Below are 22246 nucleotides of genomic sequence, written 5' to 3'. Positions count from 1 at the left end.
CGCCGTTCGACCTAGAGAACTCTAGCGGACGGGCGGGGCGACCACGAACCGGCACGGGTTTTGCCCTCTCCATGTCAGGACAAGTCCAGGCGGCGTCGAGGTGTCGGTCATACAGTTGTCAGCGTGTCGACCCGCATCTACATCACGTCCGCTGAAGGCCACACCGGCAAGTCCACCGTCGCCCTGGGGGTGCTCGACACGCTCAGCCACGAGCTCGGTCGTGTGGGCGTCTTCCGCCCCGTCGCCCGGTCGACGAGTGAGCCCGACTACGTGCTGGAGTTGCTGCTCGCGCATGACAGCGTCGACCTCCCCTACGAAGACTGCATCGGAGTGACGTACGACGACGTGCACGCTGATCCTGATGCCGCCCTCGCCACGATCATCGGCCGGTTCGCGGCCGTCGAGCGTCAGTGCGACGCCGTCGTGATCGTCGGCTCGGATTACACGGATGTCGGCAGCCCGACCGAGCTGTCGTTCAACGCGCGGATCGCCGCCAACCTGGGCGCCCCGGTGCTGCTGGTGCTCGGCGGGCGCGCCGCCGACGGTTCGCGGGCTCGCTCGGGTGTCGACGTGCGCCAGGTGGCCGAGCTGACCACGGCAGAGCTCCGCAGCGAGCACGCGAGCCTCCTGGCCGTGATCGTCAACCGCGCCGAACCCGATCGGCTGGCCGAGGTCGTCGAGGGGATCGGCGAGGCCCTCGAGGCGTCGCCCGAGGGCCGGGTGCCGGTGTGGGCTCTGCCCGAAGACCGGGTGTTGGTCTCGCCGACGCTCCGAGCGGTGATGGAGGCGACGCAGGCCCGCCTGGTGCGCGGCGACGACGCCCTGCTCGAGCGCGAGGCGATCGGAGTGGTCGTGGCAGCCATGTCGATGGAGAACGTGCTGCCCCGGCTGACCGAGGGCGCCGTCGTCGTCGTGCCGGGCGACCGGTCCGACGTGCTGGTGGCCACGGTGCTCGCGCACTCGTCCGACACGTTCCCGTCGATCGCCGGCATCATTCTCAACGGTGGGTTCGACCTCGCCCCGCAGGTGGTCCGCCTTCTCGGTGGCCTCGACAGCTCGCTGCCGATCCTCTGGAACGAACTCGGCACGTACGACACCGCCACGCGCATCACCCAGACGAGCGGGCGGCTCGCGGCCGAGTCGCCGCGCAAGTACGACCTGGCCCTTTCGCTGTTCGAGACCAACGTCGACGGTGACGCCCTGCTGCGCCTGCTCGAGATCTCACCCTCGAAGGTCGTCACCCCGCTCATGTTCGAGTACCAGCTGCTCGACCGGGCCCGCTCGGTCAAGAAGCACATCGTGCTTCCCGAGGGCGACGACGACAGGATCCTGCGGGCCGCGTCGTCCCTCCTCCAGCGCGGCGTCGCCTCGTTGACTCTGCTCGGCAACGAGCCCTCCGTCCGCGCGCGCGGCGCCGAGCTGGGTCTCGATCTCGGCGACGCGTCTGTGCTCGACCCCACCGACCCCGAGCTGCAGCTGAAGTTCGCCACCGAGTACGCCGCCTTGCGCGCCCACAAGGGCACGACCGTCGAGATGGCGATGGACACCGTCACGGACGTGTCCTACTTCGGCACGATGATGGTCAAGATGGGCCTCGCCGACGGCATGGTCTCGGGTGCGAAGCACACCACCGCCCACACCATCCGCCCGGCGTTCGAGGTGATCAAGACGCGGCCCGAGGTCAACGTCGTGTCGAGCGTCTTCCTCATGGCGCTCGCCGATCGCGTCCTGGTCTACGGCGACTGCGCAGTCATCCCCGACCCCACGTCCGAGCAGCTCGCCGACATCGCGATCTCGTCGGCCGAGACCGCGGTGCAGTTCGGCATCGAGCCGCGCATCGCGATGCTGAGCTATTCGACGGGCGACTCCGGTTCGGGCGCCGACGTCGAGAAGGTACGCGCGGCCACGGCCCTCGTGCGCGAACGCCGCCCCGAGCTGCTCGTCGAGGGGCCCATCCAGTACGACGCCGCGGCCGATCCCACGGTGGCGGCGGCGAAGATGCCCGACTCCGACGTCGCGGGGCGCGCGACGGTCTTCATCTTCCCCGACCTCAACACGGGCAACAACACCTACAAGGCGGTGCAGCGGAGCGCCGGGGCCGTCGCGATCGGACCGATCCTGCAGGGCCTTCGCAAGCCCATCAACGACCTGTCGCGAGGCGCCCTCGTCTCGGACATCATCAACACCGTCGCCATCACCGCCATCCAGGCGGGCACCGCCCAGCCGGGCACCGAAGGAGCATTCCTGTGAGCGCAGTCCTCGTCGTCAACTCCGGTTCGTCGTCGTTCAAGTACCAGCTGATCGAACTGGAGGGCGAGAAGACGCTCGCGTCGGGCCTCGTCGAGCGCATCGGCGAAGAGACCGGGTCGACGAAGCACAAGAACGCGCTCACGGGCGACGAGACGTCGAACGACTCGACGCCCATCCCCGACCACTCCGCCGGCTTCGAGGTCATGCTCAACGCGTTCCAGGATCACGGCCCCTCGTTCGACGAGCATCCGCTCGTCGCGGTCGGGCACCGGGTCGTGCACGGCGGCTCGCAGTTCGACAAGGCCACGATCGTCACGACCGCGGTCGAGCATGCCATCGAAAAGCTCTCGGCGCTGGCACCGCTGCACAATCCTGCGAACCTCGAGGGCATCCGCGCGGCCTCCAAGGCCTTCCCGGGCGTGCCCGAGGTGGCCGTGTTCGACACGGCCTTCCACCAGACGCTGACGCCTGCGGCCTACACGTACGCCATCGACGACAAGCTGGCGAAGGAGCACCAGGTGCGCCGCTACGGCTTCCACGGCACGTCGCACAAGTACGTCTCCGCCGCCGCCGCCGACTTCCTCGGCAAGCCGCTCGCCGAGCTCAAGATGATCGTGCTGCACATCGGCAACGGCGCGTCGGCGTGTGCGATCCTGGCGGGCCGGAGCATCGAGACGTCGATGGGCCTCACACCCCTCGAGGGCCTCGTCATGGGAACGCGGTCGGGCGACGTCGATCCTGCCGTCGTGTTCCACCTGCACCGCGAGGCCGGGCTCGACTTCGACGAGCTCGAGGGAATGCTCAACAAGCAGAGCGGCCTCCTGGGCCTCACGGGCAACGGCGACATGCGCGACGTGCAGGATGCCGCCGCCCGCGGCGACGAGACGGCCGAGGCGGCGCTCGCGGTCTACCGTCACCGCATCAGGCACTACGTCGGGGCGTACGCCGCTCAGCTCGGCGGCCTCGACGCAGTCGTGTTCACCGCGGGCGTCGGCGAGAACAACGCGCTGCTGCGACGCCGGACGCTGATGGGGCTCGAGTTCTTGGGCATCCGCATCGACGACGACCGCAACGAGCTCGACTCGCGCGAGGCGCGCTACATCTCGGCCGAGGGAGCGCCCGTCGCCGTGCTCGTGGTGCCCACCGACGAAGAGCTCGAGATCGCGCGCCAGGCCGCTGCCCTCGTTTAGCTCCGGGGCCGGAGCCTGGGCCGGGGCCGGAGCCTGGGCCGGGGCCGGGGCCGGGGCCGGGGCCTGGGCCTGGGCCGGGCCGGGCCGGGGCTGAGGCCGGAGCCCACGGGGCCGGCGGGGCCGGGGAGGAGAGGCGGGTGCTAGTAGCGGATGGCGACGAGAGCGTCGCTGATCGTGGCCTCGCCAGAGATCGTCTCGAACTGGGTGTGCACGGCGGTGCCCTCCTCGAGAGCGGTGGCGATGATCGTCGCGACGTCGGCGCGGGGGATCGACCCGGTCTCGAGGCGCTTGCCGACCGAGATGAGACCGGTGGGGGCCTCGTCGGTGAGGGTGCCGGGGCGGACGATCGTCCAGTCGAGGTCGGAGCGGGCGCGGAGGTCGGCGTCGGCCTCGGACTTGGCGCGCAGGTATACCTGGAAGGCGTCGGTGGCGTCGGTGCCGAGCTGGGCGCGGGACTCGTCGAAGTCGTCGGTGTGGATCGCCGACACCATCACGTAGCGGGTCACGCCGGCTTGCTCCGCGGCGTCGGCGAGCAGGATCGCGCCGTCGCGATCGATCGTCAGCTTGCGCTCGGCGCCGCTCGAGCCGCCCCCGCCCGCGGCGAAGACGACGGCGTCGGCGCCGTCCAGGTGTCCGGCTAGCGTGTCGACGTCAGTGCTCTCGAGGTCGAGCACGAGTGCACGGGCGCCCGCCTCTTCGAGGTCGGCGGCCTGGTCGGGGTTGCGGATGATGCCGATCGGGTCGTGGCCCTTGTCGGACAGCTGTCGTTCGAGGAGCAGGGCGATCTGGCCGTGCCCACCGGCGATGACGATTCTCATGCCGCCCATCAAACCCCGTTCCGCTGGGCACCCGCCACTTGCCGAGCCGGAGGCGAGGTGCATGGGCACGCGATGGCGGGCGGTGCTCTTTGAGCGAAGCGAAAAGACTCCTCACGCACCCGCCACTTGCCGAGCCGGAGGCGAGGTGCAGAGGCACGCGATGGCGGGCGGTGCTCTTTGAGCGAAGCGAAAAGACTTCTCACGCACCCGCCACTTGCCGAGCCGGAGGCGAGGTGCAGAGGCACGCGATGGCGGGCGGTGCTTTCTGTGTGCGAAGCGAAAGGAGAGACTCCTCACGCACCCGCCACTTGCCGAGCCGGAGGCGAGGTGCAGAGGCACGCGATGGCGGGCGGTGCTTTCTTTGAGCGAAGCGAAAAGAAAGACTCCTCACGCACCCGCCAGAGCCCGGTTACCCTTGCTGCATTTCTGCCCTGGGGGAGTTGGCCTGGATGGCGCCACGTGAGGAGCCGTCCGAGAGTCTACAGGATACGAAACCGGGTGCCGTTCTCGGGTCCTTTCTGCCGGGTGGAGGACCGTCACTCGTTTGGGGGTACAAACCGCTCAATCCGGTCGACTTGGCACCTCGGAGTCTGCATATGATGGGCCCCACAAACATCGAGAACCGCTCACCATGGCTCTCGTCGCTCCTCTCACCAGGGAGCGAAGCCCCTTCCGATTCACCCACGGAGGGATTCCGGATCAGTGACAGGCCCTGCCTGTCAGGAAGAGGCACCTCATGCACCACCAGGGGACTCGTACCCGTACCCGCACCGGCATGTTCTCCGGTCGGAGGACGATTCTGCAGCTCGCCGCGGCCACCGTGGTCGCCGCCGTCATCGCCGCGATGACCGTCGTGCCCGCGCAGGCCGCCACCGGCGACGTCAGCGAGGGCGAGGGGCTCCTGCTCTCCGGCAGCGGTCTGGTCAACGTCGACAACCTCGCCGAGCTGCAGAGCGCGTATTCGTCGAGCACGTCGTCGTCGAGCCTCGGTGCGGTGTCGCACCCGCTCGACGTCTCCGCCCTCAACGCGGTCAACGTGGACCTCGGCAACGGGATCCGTCTGCTCGGCACGAACGGTCTCCTCACCCTGGGCGTCGGCGACCAGTACGCGAGCACCTCGACCACCGGCTCGACGGCGTCGTCGGGGGTCCTCACCCCGGATGGCGCCATCGCCGTCGGCTCGGGGCACGGTTCGACCCTCAACCTCGAGCCCCTCTTCACGCAGGTCGGCGCGAACTCGTCGCTCGCCAGCGCCGCCCAGTTGAACATCGGCGCCCTCGCGTCGAGCATCCAGTCGACACGCGGTGCGACGGCGACCCCTCCGACGACGAACTACCAGATCGCGGGCGCGAACGTCGCCGTGACGAGCCCGGCTGTCGCAGGGCTCAACTCGTCGCTGCAGACGACGGTGAACACGACCGGCTCGGCGCTCAACAACCTCGTGTCGAGCCAGGGCTTCCTCGACTCGCTCACGACGGCGACGACCAGCAACCTGACCTCGGCGATCCGCACGCTGATCCCGCTCGCCAACCTCAACGGCACGACCGTCACGGCCAGCCTCAACGGTCTCAACCTCTCGGCCGTGACCGCCCCGGTGCTCACGCAGAACTACACGTCTGGCCCGGTCACGATCAACCCGCAAGCCGGCACGATCTCGATCGACCTCGCCACCCTCCAGGCCCTCAACAACCAGCCGGCGAACACGAAGCTGCTGTCGACGCAGGCTTTGCAGGACACCGTCACGGGCGCGATCAGAGACATCCTCACCACGCAGATCCCGGCAGCCCTCAACACGGCCATCGTCGGGGCCCTCGGCGGGGCCACTCTCAAGGTGAGCGTCAACGCCAGCGCCAGCCTCGTGCTGCTGGGCATCACCACCAACGTGGCCACGGTGAACCTCACTTCGACGGTGCCGCTCAGCAACCTCGTCTCGGGCGGCACCTCGGTCGCCCCGACGCTCACGGCGAACGTCTCGGCCATCGACAACCTCGTCAACATCCCCGTCAACGCCGTCCTGCCGGCGCTCACGCCCGTGGTCTCGTCGATCACCGGGTCGCTGGGGACCCTGCTCTCGCCGACCCTCAACGGCCTGGCGCCGGCCCTCCTGACGGTGCTCAACGCGGCGAACGTCGTCGTGGCGCCGCTGATCGGCATCATCAACCAGGTCGTCTCGATCACCGTCAACGCGCAGGATTCGACGTCCGGCTTCCGAGACAGCCGCGGCAACGACACCGGGGCGAGGTCCGTCCACGCGCTCCAGCTCACCGTCCTGCCCGTGCTCAACGCGGCCACGGTGAACCTCGCGACGTCGACCGTCAACGTGACGACCATCGCGCCGGTGGCGATCACCTCGCCGACGGCGAACCAGCAGCTCACGGTCGCGACCAGCACGGCCACCCGTTCGATCCCCGTCTCGGGCACCGGCGAGCCGGGCGCGACGATCGCGGTCGACCTCGGCGCCGGCCGCACCGGTTCGGCCACCGTCGCCACCGACGGCACCTGGAGCACGTCGATCGCCGGAGTGGGGGTGGGCTCCGTCACCGCGACGGCGACCCAGACGTTCGGCGGAGTCGCCGGCACGCCCGTCTCGCAGACGTTCAGCGTCGTCGCCCAGCAGCCCCTGACCATCACCGCCCCGACCGCGTCGCAGCAGTCCCTGGTCGTCTCGCCGACGGCCACCCGCTCGATCACCGTGTCGGGCACCTCGACGCCGGGCGCGACCATCGCTCTCGACCTCGGCTCGGGTCTCACCGCGAGCACGACGGCGGACGGCTCAGGGGTCTGGAGCACCCCGGTCGCAGGCGTCGGCGTCGGCAGCTACACGATCTCGGCCACGCAGACCTCCGGCGGCGTCACGAGCGCCGCGGTCACCAGCCCCTTCACCGTCGTCTCCGGCGCCGGCCTCACGGTCACGGCCCCGACGGCGAGCACGCAGTACGTCGTCCCGGGGGCCACGTCGACCACCACGGTCACGATGACCGGCACGGCGCAGCCCGGCGCCACCGTCACCGCCGACCTCGGTGGCGGCATCACCGGCTCGGCCGCCGCCGCCGCTGACGGCAGCTACAGCATCCCGGTCGCGCACGTCGGCACCGGCTCGTACACGGTCAGCGTGACGCAGACCGTCGGCGGAGTCGCATCCGCCGCCATCACGCGCCCGATCACCGTCGTCGCAGCATCGCCCGTCGTCATCCAGGCCCCGGTCGCCGGTGGCACGTTCACCGTGGCCGGCCCGCTCTCGACCACTCCGGTGACCGTCTCGGGCACCGCGCAGGCCGGGGCGACCGTGCAGGTGCAGCTCGCCAGCGGCGTCTCGGCGACCGTCACGGCCGACCTCACCGGCACCTGGAGCGCCCCCTTCAGCAACGTGGGGGTGGGCAACTACACCGCGAGCGTCACGCAGACCATCGCCGGGGTCACCTCGACCCCGGTCACCCGCTCGTTCTCGGTCGTCGCCGGCGCAGCGGTCACGATCGCCAGCCCTGCACAGGGCTCGGTCACGACCGTCGCCGACCCGACCTCGACGATCCCGGTGACCGTCACCGGCACGGCACAGCCGGGCGCCTCCGTGGCAGTGACGCTGGGATCGCAGGGCACCCGGACCGTGACGGCGACCGGCACGGGATCCTGGTCCGCGCCCTTCACGAACGTGCCGGTCGGCGGCTACACGATCAGCGCGGCGCAGACCATCGGCGCGACCACGTCGACGCCCGTGACCAGCACCTATTCGATCGTGGCCGGCGCCCCGGTGGCCGTCACGGCGCCGGCCCCGGGCGCCACGATCCCCGTGGCCGACGGCACCTCGACCGCGAACGTCGCCGTGACGGGCACGGCTCAGCCGGCCGCCACCGTGAAGGTGGATCTCGGGGGCGGCATCACCGGCACGACGACCGCGGCCGCTGACGGCTCCTGGTCGGTGCCGCTCGCGGGCGTGCCCATCGGCGCCTACACCGTGAGCACCAGCGAGACCGTCGGCGGCACCACGTCGCCCGCCGTCACACAGCCCCTCACCGTCGCCGCCGGTGCTCCCGTCGTGATCCAGAGCCCGACTGCGAACGGCTCGATCACCGTCTTCGGCGGGGACCTCGCCACTGTGCCGGTCTCGGGCACCGCGCAGCCCGGCGCGACCGTGACGGCCAGCCTCGGCACCGGTCTGACGGCGACCACCACCGCAGGTCCCACCGGATCCTGGTCGACCACCATCGCGAACGTCCCCGACGGCAACTACACGCTGAGCGCGTCGCAGAGCATCAACGGCGGCACCTCGGCCCCGGTGACGCAGCCGTTCTCGGTGCTCTCGAGCACCGGAGTCGTCATCCAGACCCCCGTGTCGGGCACCACATCCGTGGTCGCCGACGCGAACGGCACGCACACGACGATCGTCACCGGCGTCGGCACCCCGCTCGTGCCCGTGACGGTCGACCTCGGTGGGGCGAACGTGCAGACCGTCCCCACGAGCCCGCTCGGAACCTGGACGGCGACCTTCACCGCCCTGCCGGTCGCGAACTACACGGTCAACGCGTCGCAGCTCGTCGGCACCGACACGATCACGGCCGCGCCGACCACCTTCAGGATCGCCGCGGGCGCTCCGGTCACGATCACGGCCCCGGTCGCCCCCGACAACTCGTTCACCGTGGCCACCGCCGGCTCGACTCTGCCGGTTACCATCAGCGGCACCGCTCAGCCGGGTGCATCGCTCTCGGTCGTCGTCACTCCCGGCGGCGCGCCGATCCCGGCCACCGCCGACGCCTCCGGCGCCTGGAGCGTCACGACCCCCGCGTCCGGCGTGCACACCGGCTATACAGCCACCGTCACGCAGACGGTGAACGGCACGACCTCGACCGGCGTCTCCACGACGTTCTCGATCGTCCAGGGCGCGGACTTCGCCGTCGCGACGCCGATCGACGGCGCGAACCTGACCGTCGCCGACGCCTCCGGCACGCAGGACGTGGCCGTGTCGGGCACCGGTGACCCCGGGGCCTCGGTCGCCGTCACGACGGGCACCGGCGCGAACGCCGTCACGCAGACCACCGCCGTCGACCTGACGGGCCACTGGTCGACCACCTTCCTCGGCCTCGGCGTGGGGGACCACTCGTTCGGCGCCACCGAGACCCTCGACAGCGGGTCGACGGCTGTCGCGCCGACCGTCACCGTGCACATCCTGACCGCGGCCCCGGCGACAATCACGGCGCCGACCGCGGGCCAGAAGATCCCGCTGGCCTCGTCGGTCGGCGGTACCACGGTCACGGTGACCGGCACGGCCCCGGATGCCACGAGCGTCACGGTCAGCCTCGGCGGAACCGGCACGCAGACCGTTCCCGTCACGGGCGGCACCTGGACGGCCGACTTCGACGCCCTGCCCGTCGGCTCGTACACCGCAGCCGTCTCGCAGACCGTGAACGAAACCACCTCGGCACCGATCACGCGCTCGTTCCAGGTGGTCGCCGGTGATCCTGTGGTCGTCACGGCCCCGGTCGACGGCAGCACAGTCACCGTCGCAACGGCCGACTCGACCACCCCGATCACCGTGTCGGGCACCGCGCAGGCGGGCGCCACCGTCACCGTGAAGCTCGGCACTCTCACCGGTTCGGCGACGGTCGCCGGCGACGGCTCCTTCTCGGTGCCCTTCGCCGCCGTGCCGGTCGCGGACGACCCCTACACCGTGAGCGTCTCGCAGACGATCAACGGCACGACCTCGACGCCCGTCACCTCGACGGTGTCGGTCATGGCCGGCGCACCGCTCGTCATCGCGACGCCCACCGAGGGCCAGACGATCACCCTCGCCGACACCTCGTCGAAGACCGACGTGATCGTGGCCGGCACCGGCCAGCCCGGCGCGACGATCGACCTCACGGTCAACGGCACACCCGTCGCTCCGATCATGGTGCGCAACAGCGGCGGCTGGACGACGACCCTGGCGAACACGCCGCCCGGCTCGTACATGCTGCACGCCACCCAGACCGTCGGCACCACCACGACTCCCGAGGTCGACCGCGACTTCTCGGTCGTCGGCAGCCCGGCCGTGACCATCACGGCGCCGACGGGCGGCAGCACGGTCGTTGTGCCGACGGCGACCTCGACGACGCCGATCGACGTCACGGGCGTCGCGGCCCCCGGCGCCTCCGTCACCGTCACCACCGACGGCGGCCTCGCAGCGTCCGGCACGGCCGACCCGACGACCGGCGCCTACCTGGTGACGATCCCCGACGTGCCCGTCGGCCCGCAGACCGTCTCGGTCACGCAGACCATCAACGGCACGGTGTCGCCTCTGCCGACCACGGTCGACTTCACGATCGCGGCGGCAGCGGACCTCACCATCACGAGCCCCGCCGACGGCACCGCCTTCACGGTCCCGACCGCGGCCGGCACCACCGACGTCACGCTCAGCGGCAAGGCGCAGGCGGACGCGCCGATCGCCGTCTCGCTCGGCACCGGCCTCACCGCGACGACGACGGCCACCGACGGCGGCACCTGGGCCACCACGGTCCGCGGCGTCCCGGTCGGCAGCTACACGGCCTCGGTCACGCAGACGATCGCAGGCACCGTGTCGGCGCCCGTGACCGAGAGGCTCACGGTCGCCACGGCCGCTCCCGTCGTCGTCGCGGCCCCGGCCAACGACCAGTCCTTCCCGATCGCCACCACGACCGACACCGTCACGGTGCCCGTCTCGGGCACCGCCGAACCGGGCGCCACGGTCTCGGTGAGCCTCGACGGCGGCACCGCGAAGCTCGTCACGGCCGACCCGTCCACCGGCGCGTGGAACACCAGCTTCGCCGACGTCGCCCGTGGCCCCCACGAGGTGTCGGTCACCGAAGAGACCTCGGCCGGCCCCACGACCCCGGCGCTCGCCGACTTCACGGTCGACGTCGCCCCGGCCGCCGTCATCACGTCGCCCGTCGCCGGGCAGTCCATCCAGGTGCCCACCGTCACATCGACGACCGACGTGCCCGTCTCGGGCACCGGTCTCGCCGGCGCCGCCATCTCGGTCACCCTCGACGGCACCGGCACGCCTCAGACCACCACGGTCTCGGGCACTGGCACCTGGGACGTCACGTTCAGCGCCGTCGCAGTGGGCCCGCACGAGATCGCGGCGACCCAGACCGTCAACGGAACCGATCAGGATCCGGTGACCCGCGACTTCTCGGTCGACCAGACTGCGGCCCCCGCAGCGCCGGTCGAGATCACGAGCCCCGACCCCGGCGCGGCGATCCCCGACGCCGACGGCGACGGCTTCGTCGACGTGCCGGTCTCGGGAACCGGCCAGCCCGGCTCGACCGTCACGGTCACGTTGAACGACGGCCAGACGCTCACCACGACGGTCGGTGACGACGGCACCTGGAGCGTCACCTTCCACCACGTGCCGGTCGGCGTGATCCGGATCGTGGTGCGCCAGACCACCGGCGGTGTCACGACCGGCTCCGACCAGGTCGGCGTCTCGGCCGAGACGGTCGCAGCGGCGACCATCACGACTCCTGTCGCAGGTGCCCCCGTGATCGTCTCGAACGCCACCGCCGCAGCGGACGTGCCCGTCGCGGGCACCGGCCAGGCCGGCGCCCACATCGCGGTCGACATCGACGGCCTCACCGGCACGGCGACCGTCGGCGACGACGGCACCTGGTCGACGACCGTCCACGCCCTCCCGGTGGGCGACCACACGATCAGCGTCGTCGAAAGCACCGACGACGTGACGCTTCCCGCGGTGACGCAGGATCTCGTCGTCACAGCCGGCCAGGGCGTGGCAGTCACCTCGCCCGCCGACGGCTCGAGCGTGACAGTGCCCACCGCGGGCTCGACGGTCACCCTGCCGGTCACCGGCACCGCCGACCCGGGCGCCGCCGTCTCGGTGACGCTCGACGGCGGAGCGGCGAAGACGGTCGACGCGGCGAACGACGGCACCTGGTCGGTGGACTTCACCGGCGTCGCGGTCGGCACGCACGCCATCGCGGCCAGTGAGACCCTCGCCGACGGACCGACGACGCCCGTCACCAGCTCCGTCACCGTCAAGGTCGCGGCCCTCGCCGTGATCACGACACCGCAGAGCGGCCAGCAGATCGAGGTCACCCCGGGCTCGACCACCGCGGTGGTCGTGTCGGGCACCGGCGAACCCGGAGCCTCGATCAGCGTCTCGCTCGACGGGAAGGGCACCGTGTCCGTGCCGGTGAGCGCCCAGGGGTCCTGGACCACGACGTTCACCCAGGTCGGAGTCGGGTCGCACACGGCGAAGGCCGTGCAGACCGTGCTCGGGGTCACGCAGAGCCCGGTCACCACCGGCTTCACGGTGGCCGCCACCACGACTCCGGTCGTCGCCCCGACGATTCAGAGCCCCTCGGCCGGCCAGATCATCCTCGACCCGAACGGTGACGGCTTCTTCGACGTGCCGGTCTCGGGCACGGGCGACCCCGGCTCGACCATCACGGTCGACCTCGGCGCCGGCATCACGCGCACCGTTCCGGTCGGCGACGACGGTGCCTGGAGCGTGACCGTGACCGGCGTGCCCGACGGCACCCGCACCATCCTGGTGACCCAGACGACCGACGGGACGACCACAGGATCCGCCTCGGTGCAGGTCACCGGTGCCGCCATCGATCCGATCACAGTCACCTCGCCCACCCCGGGCCAGAGCGTGCAGGGCTCGATGATCGGCGGCACGGTCCTCACGGTCACCGGTACCGCCGAGCCGGGCGCGACCGTCTCGGTCTCGCTCGACGGCGGTACGGCGAAGACCACGACGGCCGACGGAACGGGCGCGTGGAGCGTCCCCCTGACCGACGTCTCGACGGGCAGCCACTCGATCGCGGTCTCGGAGAAGCTCGGAGCCGCCACGTCGGCGCCGGTGACCGTGCCCTTCGCAGTCTCCGCGGCTCCGTCCTCGGGCGGCATCACGGTGCTCTCCCCGGCGCCGAACGCCCTGATCATGGACACCGGCGTGCAGGGGTCCGAGAACGTCACGATCTCGGGCACGGCCGCACCGGGCGCCGACGTCTCGGTCTCGCTCGACTCCGGCGCGACGACGCTCACGACGACTGCCGACGGCACGACCGGGGCGTGGAGCATCCCCTTCCCCGCCGTGTCCGACGGAACCCACTCCTTCGTGGCCACGCAGACCGTGCTCGGCACGCCCACCAACGCTCCGTCGCAGTCGTTCACGATCGCAGCCATGGCACCGCTCACCATCTCGAGCCCGGCCCCCGGGTCGGCCTTCCAGGCCGGTGCCGACGGGACGGCCACGGTGCCCGTCCGAGGCACGTCGGAGCCCGACGCCACGATCACCATCACGTTCGACGGCGGCACGCCGATCACTGTGACGGCGGGTGACGACGGCACCTGGTCGCACACGTTCACCGGTCTCGAGCCCGGCAGCCACACGGCCGTGGCGACGCAGAGCGTGGACGGCTTCACCAGCGCCCCCGAAGCGACCACGTTCAGTGTGCTGCGCGCCATCAGCAACCCGGGTGGCGGGACGCCGGGTGGCGGCAACCCCGGCGGTGGCGGCAACCCCGGCGGCGGCGGCAACCCTGGCGGTGGCGGCAACCCTGGCGGTGGCGGCACAGGCCCGGGCACCGGCACGGGCGGCTCAGTCGGCGGCTCGGGTGGTTCGATCGCACCGGCCGGCCACTCCGGCAACGGCTCAGGCAGCGTCTCCTCCTCGGCCACGGCCCTGGGTGAAGCGCTGGCCTACACAGGCTCGACCGTCTTCCCATGGGCGGTCGTGGGCGCAGGCCTCCTCGCGCTGGGTCTCGGGATGTTGGGTGCATCCCGCGGGCTGAGCAGGATCAGGGCGAGGAAACGCTAGCGCCATCAGGGGCGGCCCTCTCCATTCGGGTGAGGGGGCCGCTCCGCTCTCTTCGTCAGGTCGGCGGTGTTCTCACCGCCGGCCCGTCGTCTCGTCCGGGGCAGCCGGCAGTGTCGGTGGGGCCGACTACTCTTGCTCTGTGGTCACCGCTCTGTATCGCCGTTACCGGCCCGAGACGTTCGCCGAACTCATCGGCCAGTCTCAGGTGACCGATCCGCTGCGCACCGCACTGCGCACCAACCGGGTCAACCACGCCTATCTGTTCAGCGGCCCCCGCGGCTGCGGCAAGACCACCTCGGCCCGCATCCTGGCGCGCTGCCTCAACTGCGCCCAGGGCCCGACCGACACCCCTTGTGGCGTCTGCGACAGCTGTGTCGAGCTGTCGCGCGACGGCTCCGGCTCGCTCGACGTCATCGAGATCGACGCCGCCAGCCACAACGGCGTCGACGACGCCCGCGACCTCCGCGACCGCGCCATCTTCGCCCCGGCCCGCGACCGCTACAAGATCTTCATCCTGGACGAGGCCCACATGGTCACGCCGCAGGGCTTCAACGCGCTGCTCAAGATCGTCGAAGAGCCGCCCGAGCACGTCAAGTTCATCTTCGCGACCACCGAGCCCGACAAGGTCATCGGCACCATCCGTTCGCGCACACACCACTACCCCTTCCGCCTCGTTCCGCCCGCTCAGATGCTCGACTACGTGCAACAGCTCTGCGAGACCGAGAAGGTGACGGCCGCCCCGGCGTTCTGCCGCTCGTCGTCCGGGCCGGCGGCGGCTCGGTGCGCGACACCCTGTCGCTTCTCGACCAGTTGATCGCAGGATCAGAGGGCGGCGACATCCTCTACGAGCGCGCGGTCGCCCTGCTGGGCTACACCCACGCGTCGCTCCTCGACGCCGTGGTCGACGCCCTCGGCGAGCGTGACGGCGCCGGGGCCTTCGCCGCGGTGGACCGCGTCATCCAGACCGGCCAAGACCCGCGTCGCTTCGTCGAAGACCTCCTCGAGCGACTCCGCGACCTCATCGTCGTCGGCGCCACCACCGAGGGTGCCGCCGCCGTGCTGCGCGGCGTGACGCCCGAAGAGCTCGAGCATCTCGCCCGCCAGTCGCACGCGTTCGGCCCAGCCGAGCTCTCGCGCTCGGCCGACGTCGTCAACCGCGCCCTGACGGACATGACCGGCGCCACCTCGCCGCGCCTCCACCTCGAGCTGATGATCGCGCGCGTGCTCGTACCCGAGGCCGACGAGACCGGCCGCGGCGCGCTCGCGCGCGTCGAGCGGCTCGAGCGGCGCGTGGGTGTCGACGCTGGTGCTGCAGCCGCGGCTCCCGCCGGCCAGGGCCCGCCGTCGATGGGTCGCCCGGCCGCGCAGGGGGCTCCGGCGCGCTCCGCGCAGGCCGCGGCCTCCGACCCGGCGCGCGAGACGTCGTCGCCCGCCGCGGCCGCTCATGCGTGGGCCGCCGCTGCGCCTGCCGATGCTGGTGGTGCTGCTGCGCCTGCTGGCGCTGCTGCGCCCGCTGGTGCTGCTGCGCCTGCTGATGCTGCCCGGGCCTCGGCCACCGCGCCTGCATCGCCGTCCGCAGGCCCCGCTGCACCTGCCGCTGCCGCACCGTCGTCGTCGCCCGACGCGGCGCCTCCCGGCGCCGCACACTCCACGGCCTGGGCCGAGACACCGCCCGTCGAGCACCCGGTCGAGGCTCCGGCGTCCGTGGCCCCTGGGGCCGCCGCCGCAGCGGGCCCGGTGACGCTCGAGCAGTTGCGTGACTCGTGGCCCGAGATCCTCGAGATCGTGGAGCGCGACAAGCTCTCGGCGTGGATGGTCGTCATGACCTCCACCGTGCGGGCCTTCGCCGACGACGTGCTCACCCTCAGCTTCCCCAGCGTCAACGACGTCGAGCTCTTCAAGCGTCCCCTCGGCGCCGGCGAGGGTGTCAGCGAGCACCTGCGCCGCGCCATCCTGCAGCTGCTCGGTGTCCGCGTCAAGTACATCGCGCGCGTCGAGCGCCCCGACGAGGGCGGCCCCGTGGCTGCCGCGCCGACCCCGGCCGCTGCGGCTGCGCCGTCCGTGTCGGAAGGGGCTCCGCCGGCCGTGGCGGCGCCGTCGACTACATCTCCCGCCGGCGAGGCCCCTGCGCGTGAATCCGCACCCGCCGGCCGGGAACCCGACGGCCGGAAACCCGCCGCCCAGGCTCCTCCCATCTCGGCGCCCACGGCCGCAGCCGCGACGCGGCCCGCACCGGCAGCCACCGCGCCGGCAGCCACCTTGCCGGCGACCGCCACGGGCTGGGACGTCGCTCCCATCCCGCAGTCGGCACCGCCCGAGCCCGACGAGCCCGAATACATCACCGAAGAGCCCGAGGGTGGCGTGCCATCGGTCGACGTCGAGCCGCCGGTCGGGGCCGCCGCCTCGGCTCCTGCCGGCTCATCGCAAGCGGGGCCGTCGCATCCTGCCGCGCCGTCGACTTCTGCTGGAGTGTCGACGGTCGGCACCACCGATTCAGCCGGGTGGAGCACCGCCGTGCCCGGGGGCGACGAGCCGCCCGCAGCGCCGACCGCCACCGCACCGGGCGAGCCCGGCGCCCGCCCGGCCGAGCAGCAGGCCGCATCACAGCCCGCCGCGCCCCGGCAGGCCGCCCGCGGTGTCGCGCAGAGCTCGCGCTACGGCGAGGCCGTCGTGCGCGAGATCTTGAACGCCCAGTTCATCCACGAAGAGACGATTGTGCCTCGGGTCACGCCGCAGGCCGGCCCGACAGAGAGCGCCTGACATGTACGAAGGCATCGTCCAAGACCTGATCGATGAGTTCGGCCGCCTGCCCGGCATCGGCCCGAAGTCGGCGCAGCGCATCGCGTTCCACATCCTCCAGTCGGAGAACTTCGACACCAGCCGTCTCGCCGAGCTGCTGATCGACGTCAAGACGAAGGTGCGCTTCTGCGAGATCTGCGGCAACGTCACCGAAGAGCAGACCTGCTCGATCTGCCGCGACCCGCGCCGCTCGCCGGCCACGATCTGCGTGGTGGAAGAGGCGAAAGACGTCCAGGCGATCGAGCGCACCCGCGAATTCCGCGGGCTTTACCACGTGCTCGGCGGGGCGATCAGCCCGATCGACGGCATCGGGCCCGACGACCTCCGCATTCGGCAGCTCGTTCAGCGCCTCGCAGACGACACCGTGCAGGAGGTGATCATCGCCACCGACCCCAACCTCGAGGGCGAGGCCACCGCCACGTATCTCTCGCGCATGCTCGCGCCGTTCGGGCTGCGAGTCACGCGACTCGCGTCCGGTCTCCCGGTCGGCGGCGACCTCGAGTACGCCGACGAGGTCACCCTCGGCCGCGCCTTCGAGGGCCGCCGGCTCGTCAGCGAGTAGCTCGGCGGCGACCGCCACCGCCGCGGTTGCTGCCGGGCGATTGCGGGGCAGCAGGTTCCTCCCCGAGTGAAGCCTCTGCGGCGGGGTCCCCGCGCTCGGGAGGGAAACGCCGAGGCCGTTCCTCCGGGGCGGGCGCCAGGCATCAGGATCCCCTCCCGACCGGGGGCGATTCGCTCGCGATCCCTCCCGGGGCCGCGGGGCTTCCTCCCGTGCGACGCGTTCCTCCTGACGTGCCATGGAGGCTTCCTCCCGAACGGGCCTCGGCCTGTACGGCCGTGGAGGCTTCCTCCCCGAGGAAGGCGAGACTCCCTCTCGAAGCACGCAGTGCCCGCGAGATCGCGGTTCCGCCCGGCTCGCTCAGCAGGAACCGACCGAGACGCGATCTCGCGAGCGCCGGTAGCTCGGCATCCGGCCGTCGCGACGAAATCGACGAGTCGCGTCCTCCGTCACGGCGGTTCGGGCCCGAATCTCCTCTCCTCTCGGCGGCCGCACGGTGTTTCTCCTCGCGGAGCGCGCAGACTTCCGTGCGACCCGCACAGACGCCGACCACCGCACACCCCCGCCGTCGTCTCCCGCACGCCGGCGAGAGACCCGCCGTCGACCCGCGCCGACCCACCAGTCACCGCCGTAACACCCCGGAAACGTCCAATACAATTGCACGGCGGCGCACCACGGCGCCCCGTGCCGAGCGCGCCAGCGACCGACACCAGCCCAGCGACACCACCCCAGCGACCGACACCAGCCCAGCGACACCACCCCAGGAGCCCAGCAGTGAGCTTGATCGTGCAGAAATTCGGCGGCTCGTCGGTCGCCGATGCCGAGAGCATCAAGCGTGTCGCGAAGCGCATCGTCGAGACGCGCAAGGCGGGCAACGAGGTGGTCGTCGCGGTGAGCGCCATGGGCGACACCACCGACGAGCTCCTGGACCTCGCGGCCCAGGTCACTCCGATCCCCGGCGGGCGCGAGCTCGACATGCTGCTCACGGCGGGGGAGCGCATCAGCATGGCCCTGCTCGCGATGTCCATCCGGAGCCTCGGCGTCGAGGCCCGCTCGTACACCGGCAGCCAGGCCGGCATGATCACCGATGCGCAGCATGGCAAGGCGCGCATCGTCGACGTCACGCCGGGTCGCATCCGGTCTGCTCTCGACCAGGGCGCGATCGCGATCGTCGCGGGCTTCCAGGGCTTCAATCGGAGCACCGGCGACATCACGACGCTCGGCCGCGGCGGCTCCGACACCACCGCCGTCGCCCTGGCGGCGGCCCTCGACGCCGACGTCTGCGAGATCTACACCGACGTCGACGGAATCTTCACGGCCGACCCGCGCGTTGTCCCCAGGGCGAAGAAGCTCGACCGGGTCACCAGCGAAGAGATGCTCGAGCTGGCCGCGGCCGGGTCGAAGGTGCTCTACATCCGGGCCGTCGAATACGCGAGGCGCCACGGCGTCACGCTGCACGTGCGCTCGTCGTTCAACAATAACGAGGGCACCCTGGTCGTCAACCCGAAAGAGGGAGAGAACGTGGAAGAGCCGATCATCGCCGGCGTCGCCGGAGACCTCAGCGAGGGCAAGATCACCGTCGTCGGCGTGCCCGACAAGCCCGGCAAGGCTGCGCAGATCTTCCGTACGGTCGCCAAGACCGGTGCGAACATCGACATGATCGTGCAGAACGTGTCGGCCGCCGCCACCAGCCTCACCGACATCTCGTTCACCCTGCCCAAGTCCGACGGCGCGACCGTCATGCAGGCCCTCGAGTCCGAGCGCGACGAGATCCAGTTCTCGAGCCTCCTCTACGACGACCAGATCGGCAAGCTCGCCCTGGTCGGCGCCGGCATGCGCACGAACCCCGGCGTCAGCGCCAAGTTCTTCACCGCGCTGTTCGAGGCGGGCATCAACATCGAGATGATCTCGACCAGCGAGATCCGCATCTCCGTCGTCACCCGAGCCGACACCCTGAACGACGCCCTCCGCGTCGTCCACACGGCCTTCGGTCTCGACGCCGACGAGGTCGCAGTCGTCCACGCCGGCACCGGCCGCTAATCCCTTCCAAGGAGCCCAGATGAGCACAGGATTCCGCGTCGGCGTCGTCGGCGCCACCGGCCAGGTCGGCGCCGTGATGCGCCGTCTCCTCGAAGAGCGCGACTTCCCGATCTCCGAGATCCGCTTCTTCGCCACCGCCCGCTCGGCCGGCACCACCCTGCCGTTCAAGGGCGAGCAGATCGTCGTCGAAGACTCGGCCACTGCTGATCCTGCCGGCCTCGACATCGCCCTCTTCTCGGCGGGCGCCACCGGTTCGAAGGCGCTCGCGCCGAAGTTCGCCGCGGCGGGCGCCATCGTCATCGACAACTCCAGCGCCTGGCGCATGGACCCGGAGGTGCCGCTCGTCGTCAGCGAGGTCAACCCCCACGCGATCGACGAGGCCGTCAAGGGCATCATCGCCAACCCGAACTGCACGACGATGGCCGCGATGCCGGTGCTCAAGGTGCTCGACACCGAGGCCACCCTCGAGCGGCTCATCGTCAGCACCTACCAGGCCGTCTCGGGTTCCGGCCTCGCGGGCGCCGAAGAGCTGCGCGACCAGGCTCTGGCGGCCGTGTCGCAGGATCTGATCGGTCTCGTCAGCGACGGTTCGAGCGTCACCTTCCCGGCACCCGTCAAATACGTCAAGCCGATCGCGTTCGACGTGATCCCCTTCGCCGGCAACCTCGTGGACGATGGCCGGGGCGAGACCGACGAAGAGAAGAAGTTGCGGGGCGAGAGCCGGAAGATCCTCGAGCTGCCGGGCCTCCTGGTCAGCGGCACCTGCGTGCGCGTGCCCGTCTTCACCGGCCACTCGCTGTCGATCAACGCCGAGTTCGCGACCGAGCTGACGGCGGCCCGCGCGAAAGAGCTGCTGGCCGATGCCCCGGGCGTCGTGCTGACCGACGTGCCGACACCCTTGGAAGCCGCGGGCAAAGACCCCAGCTTCGTCGGTCGCATCCGGCAGGATGAAGGTGTCCCCGGCAACCGGGGCATCGCGCTCTTCATCTCCAACGACAACCTCCGGAAGGGCGCGGCCCTCAACGCGGTGCAGATCGCCGAGCTCGTCGCCGCCCGTCGCCTGAGCGCCGCCACCGCGTAGCGCCACGGGCTCTCGAGTCGTCTCGACGTCGAGAGACCTTCACCCGCGCTGGGCGGCCCTGCGGTAGCCCGCAATAGGATTGCGGGGTGACTGCTGCAACGGAGCCAATCGACGTCGCCCTCATCGGCGGCGGAATCATGTCCGCGACTCTCGGGGCGCTGCTCAAGCAGCTTCAGCCCGACTGGACGATCCGCGTCTACGAGGCGTTGAACGACGTCGCGCAAGAGAGCAGCAACCCGTGGAACAACGCGGGCACCGGTCACTCCGCTCTCTGCGAGCTCAACTACACGCCAGAGAAGGGCGACGGCTCGATCGACATCACGAGCGCCGTCAAGGTCAACGAGCAGTTTCAGGTGTCTCGCCAGTTCTGGTCGTACCTCGTCGACAAGGGCGCGCTGCCTCAGCCCGACCAGTTCATCAACTCGACGCCGCACATGAGTTTCGTGTGGGGTGCCGACAACGTCGAGTACCTGCGCAAGCGCTATGAGGCGCTGAAAGACCACCCGCTCTTCCAGGGGATGGAATTCAGCGACGACCCCGGGCAGATCGCGAAGTGGGCCCCTTCGCTGGTGCCCGGCCGCACGAAGGCGCAGCCGATCGCGGCCACGCACATCCTCGCCGGCACCGACGTGGACTTCGGGTCGCTCACGCGCAGCCTGCTGCGCTACCTCACCGAGAACGGTGTCGACCTCGCGCTCGGCAACCGGGTGACCAACCTCTCCCGCAACCGCGACCGCACGTGGAGGATCGATCTCGCGGTCGGCGCCACGGCCGAGCCGGTTCGCGTGAACGCGCGGTTCGTCTTCGTCGGCGCCGGTGGCGGCGCGCTGAACCTGCTGCAGAAGTCCGGCATCCCCGAGATCCGCGGCTTCGGCGGCTTCCCCGTCAGCGGTGAGTTCCTCCGCACCGACAACCCCGCCGTCGTGGCCAAGCACCAGGCCAAGGTCTACGGCAAGGCCTCGGTCGGCGCCCCGCCGATGTCGGTGCCGCACCTCGACACCCGCGTCGTCGACGGGTCGTCGAGCCTGATGTTCGGGCCCTACGCCGGGTTCAGCCCGAAGTTCTTGAAGAGCGGCTCGTACCTCGACCTGTTCCGCTCGATCCGGCTGCACAACCTGTACCCGATGATCCGCGTCGCCCTCTCGAACGTCGACCTGCTCAAATACCTGATCGGCCAGCTGGCCGCGTCGAAGCGCACCAAGTTCGACGCGCTCAAAGAATTCATGCCCGACGCCGACCCGAGAGACTGGTACCGGATCACGGCGGGTCAGCGCGTGCAGGTCATCAAGGCCGACAAGGAGAAGGGCGGCGTGCTCCAGTTCGGCACCGAGGTCGTCGCAGCGAAGGACGGCTCGATCGCCGGTCTGCTCGGGGCGTCGCCCGGGGCTTCGACAGCCGTGCCGATCATGCTGACGATCCTGGATCGCTGCTTCCCGGCCAAGAGAGACGAGTGGGCGCCTCAGCTCAAGGCCATGATCCCGACGATCGGCCAGCAGCTCGCCGCCGATGAAAAGCAGGCGGCGGCGACCATGGGATCCACCGCGGAGGCGCTCCACATTCACGTCTGACGACGCCTGTCGGGCGTCGTCACGATCGTGAGGAGCGCGCTAAACTCGCCGATGGACCGCTTTCGGGGCACAAAAATCGCCATGAAAGGGGTCCGCGTGCGGCGTGTCCCCTGATATCGGGGTACAGCCGAGGCCGGTTGTTTGACAT

Annotated in this window: 8 protein-coding genes, 1 other RNA gene and 1 pseudogene; 8 read left to right on the top strand and 2 right to left on the bottom strand. The window is 70.9% G+C overall.

Features of this window, described 5'->3' with window-relative positions; genetic code table 11:
- Nucleotides 1-123: 123 nt before the first annotated feature.
- Together pta and AX769_RS18620 are read left to right on the top strand one after the other, a co-directional pair.
- On the top strand, nt 124-2250 hold the full coding sequence (pta, locus tag AX769_RS18625; RefSeq protein ID WP_066282197.1) for a phosphate acetyltransferase: 2127 nt from the start codon (nt 124-126) through the stop codon (nt 2248-2250).
- Nucleotides 2247-3440 carry an acetate/propionate family kinase gene (locus tag AX769_RS18620; protein ID WP_066282196.1) on the top strand — a complete coding sequence of 398 codons (1194 nt, stop codon included), beginning with the start codon at nt 2247-2249 and terminating at the stop codon, nt 3438-3440. Before pta ends, AX769_RS18620 begins: the two co-directional genes overlap by 4 nt.
- Nucleotides 3441-3580: 140 nt before the next feature.
- Here AX769_RS18620 and AX769_RS18615 read toward each other — a convergent pair whose 3' ends face one another.
- Complete coding sequence (locus AX769_RS18615; RefSeq protein WP_066284005.1) at nt 3581-4258, bottom strand: SDR family oxidoreductase; 678 nt, start codon at nt 4256-4258, stop codon at nt 3581-3583.
- A 375-nt stretch (nt 4259-4633) separates the two neighbouring features.
- An RNA gene (gene ffs / locus AX769_RS18610) (signal recognition particle sRNA small type) lies at nt 4634-4730 on the bottom strand.
- Nucleotides 4731-4994: 264 nt separating this feature from the next.
- Between ffs and AX769_RS18605 the strand changes: the two genes are divergently transcribed.
- The 6 genes and pseudogenes from AX769_RS18605 (at nt 4995) to AX769_RS18580 (ending at nt 22098) form a co-directional block, all read left to right on the top strand.
- On the top strand, nt 4995-14051 hold the full coding sequence (locus AX769_RS18605; protein ID WP_157887727.1) for an S-layer family protein: 9057 nt from the start codon (nt 4995-4997) through the stop codon (nt 14049-14051).
- Between the two features lie 139 nt (nt 14052-14190).
- A pseudogene (locus tag AX769_RS25855) lies at nt 14191-16811 on the top strand (DNA polymerase III subunit gamma and tau).
- 1 nt (nt 16812) lies between these two features.
- Nucleotides 16813-17412, top strand: a complete 600-nt coding sequence (gene recR / locus AX769_RS18595; RefSeq protein ID WP_066282194.1) for a recombination mediator RecR — start codon at nt 16813-16815, stop codon at nt 17410-17412.
- A gap of 771 nt (nt 17413-18183) precedes the next feature.
- Nucleotides 18184-19449, top strand: coding sequence for an aspartate kinase (locus tag AX769_RS18590; RefSeq protein WP_066282193.1), 1266 nt, complete (start codon nt 18184-18186; stop codon nt 19447-19449).
- Between the two features lie 19 nt (nt 19450-19468).
- Nucleotides 19469-20530, top strand: a complete 1062-nt coding sequence (locus tag AX769_RS18585; protein WP_066282191.1) for an aspartate-semialdehyde dehydrogenase — start codon at nt 19469-19471, stop codon at nt 20528-20530.
- 137 nt (nt 20531-20667) lie between these two features.
- Nucleotides 20668-22098 (top strand): malate:quinone oxidoreductase, encoded by a 1431-nt coding sequence (locus tag AX769_RS18580; RefSeq protein ID WP_066282189.1) that lies wholly within the window; start codon nt 20668-20670, stop codon nt 22096-22098.
- Nucleotides 22099-22246: the final 148 nt, after the last annotated feature.

Source organism: Frondihabitans sp. PAMC 28766, assembly GCF_001577365.1.
In the GTDB taxonomy this organism is placed as follows: domain Bacteria; phylum Actinomycetota; class Actinomycetes; order Actinomycetales; family Microbacteriaceae; genus Frondihabitans.
This window is presented reverse-complemented; position numbering and strand designations above follow the sequence as displayed.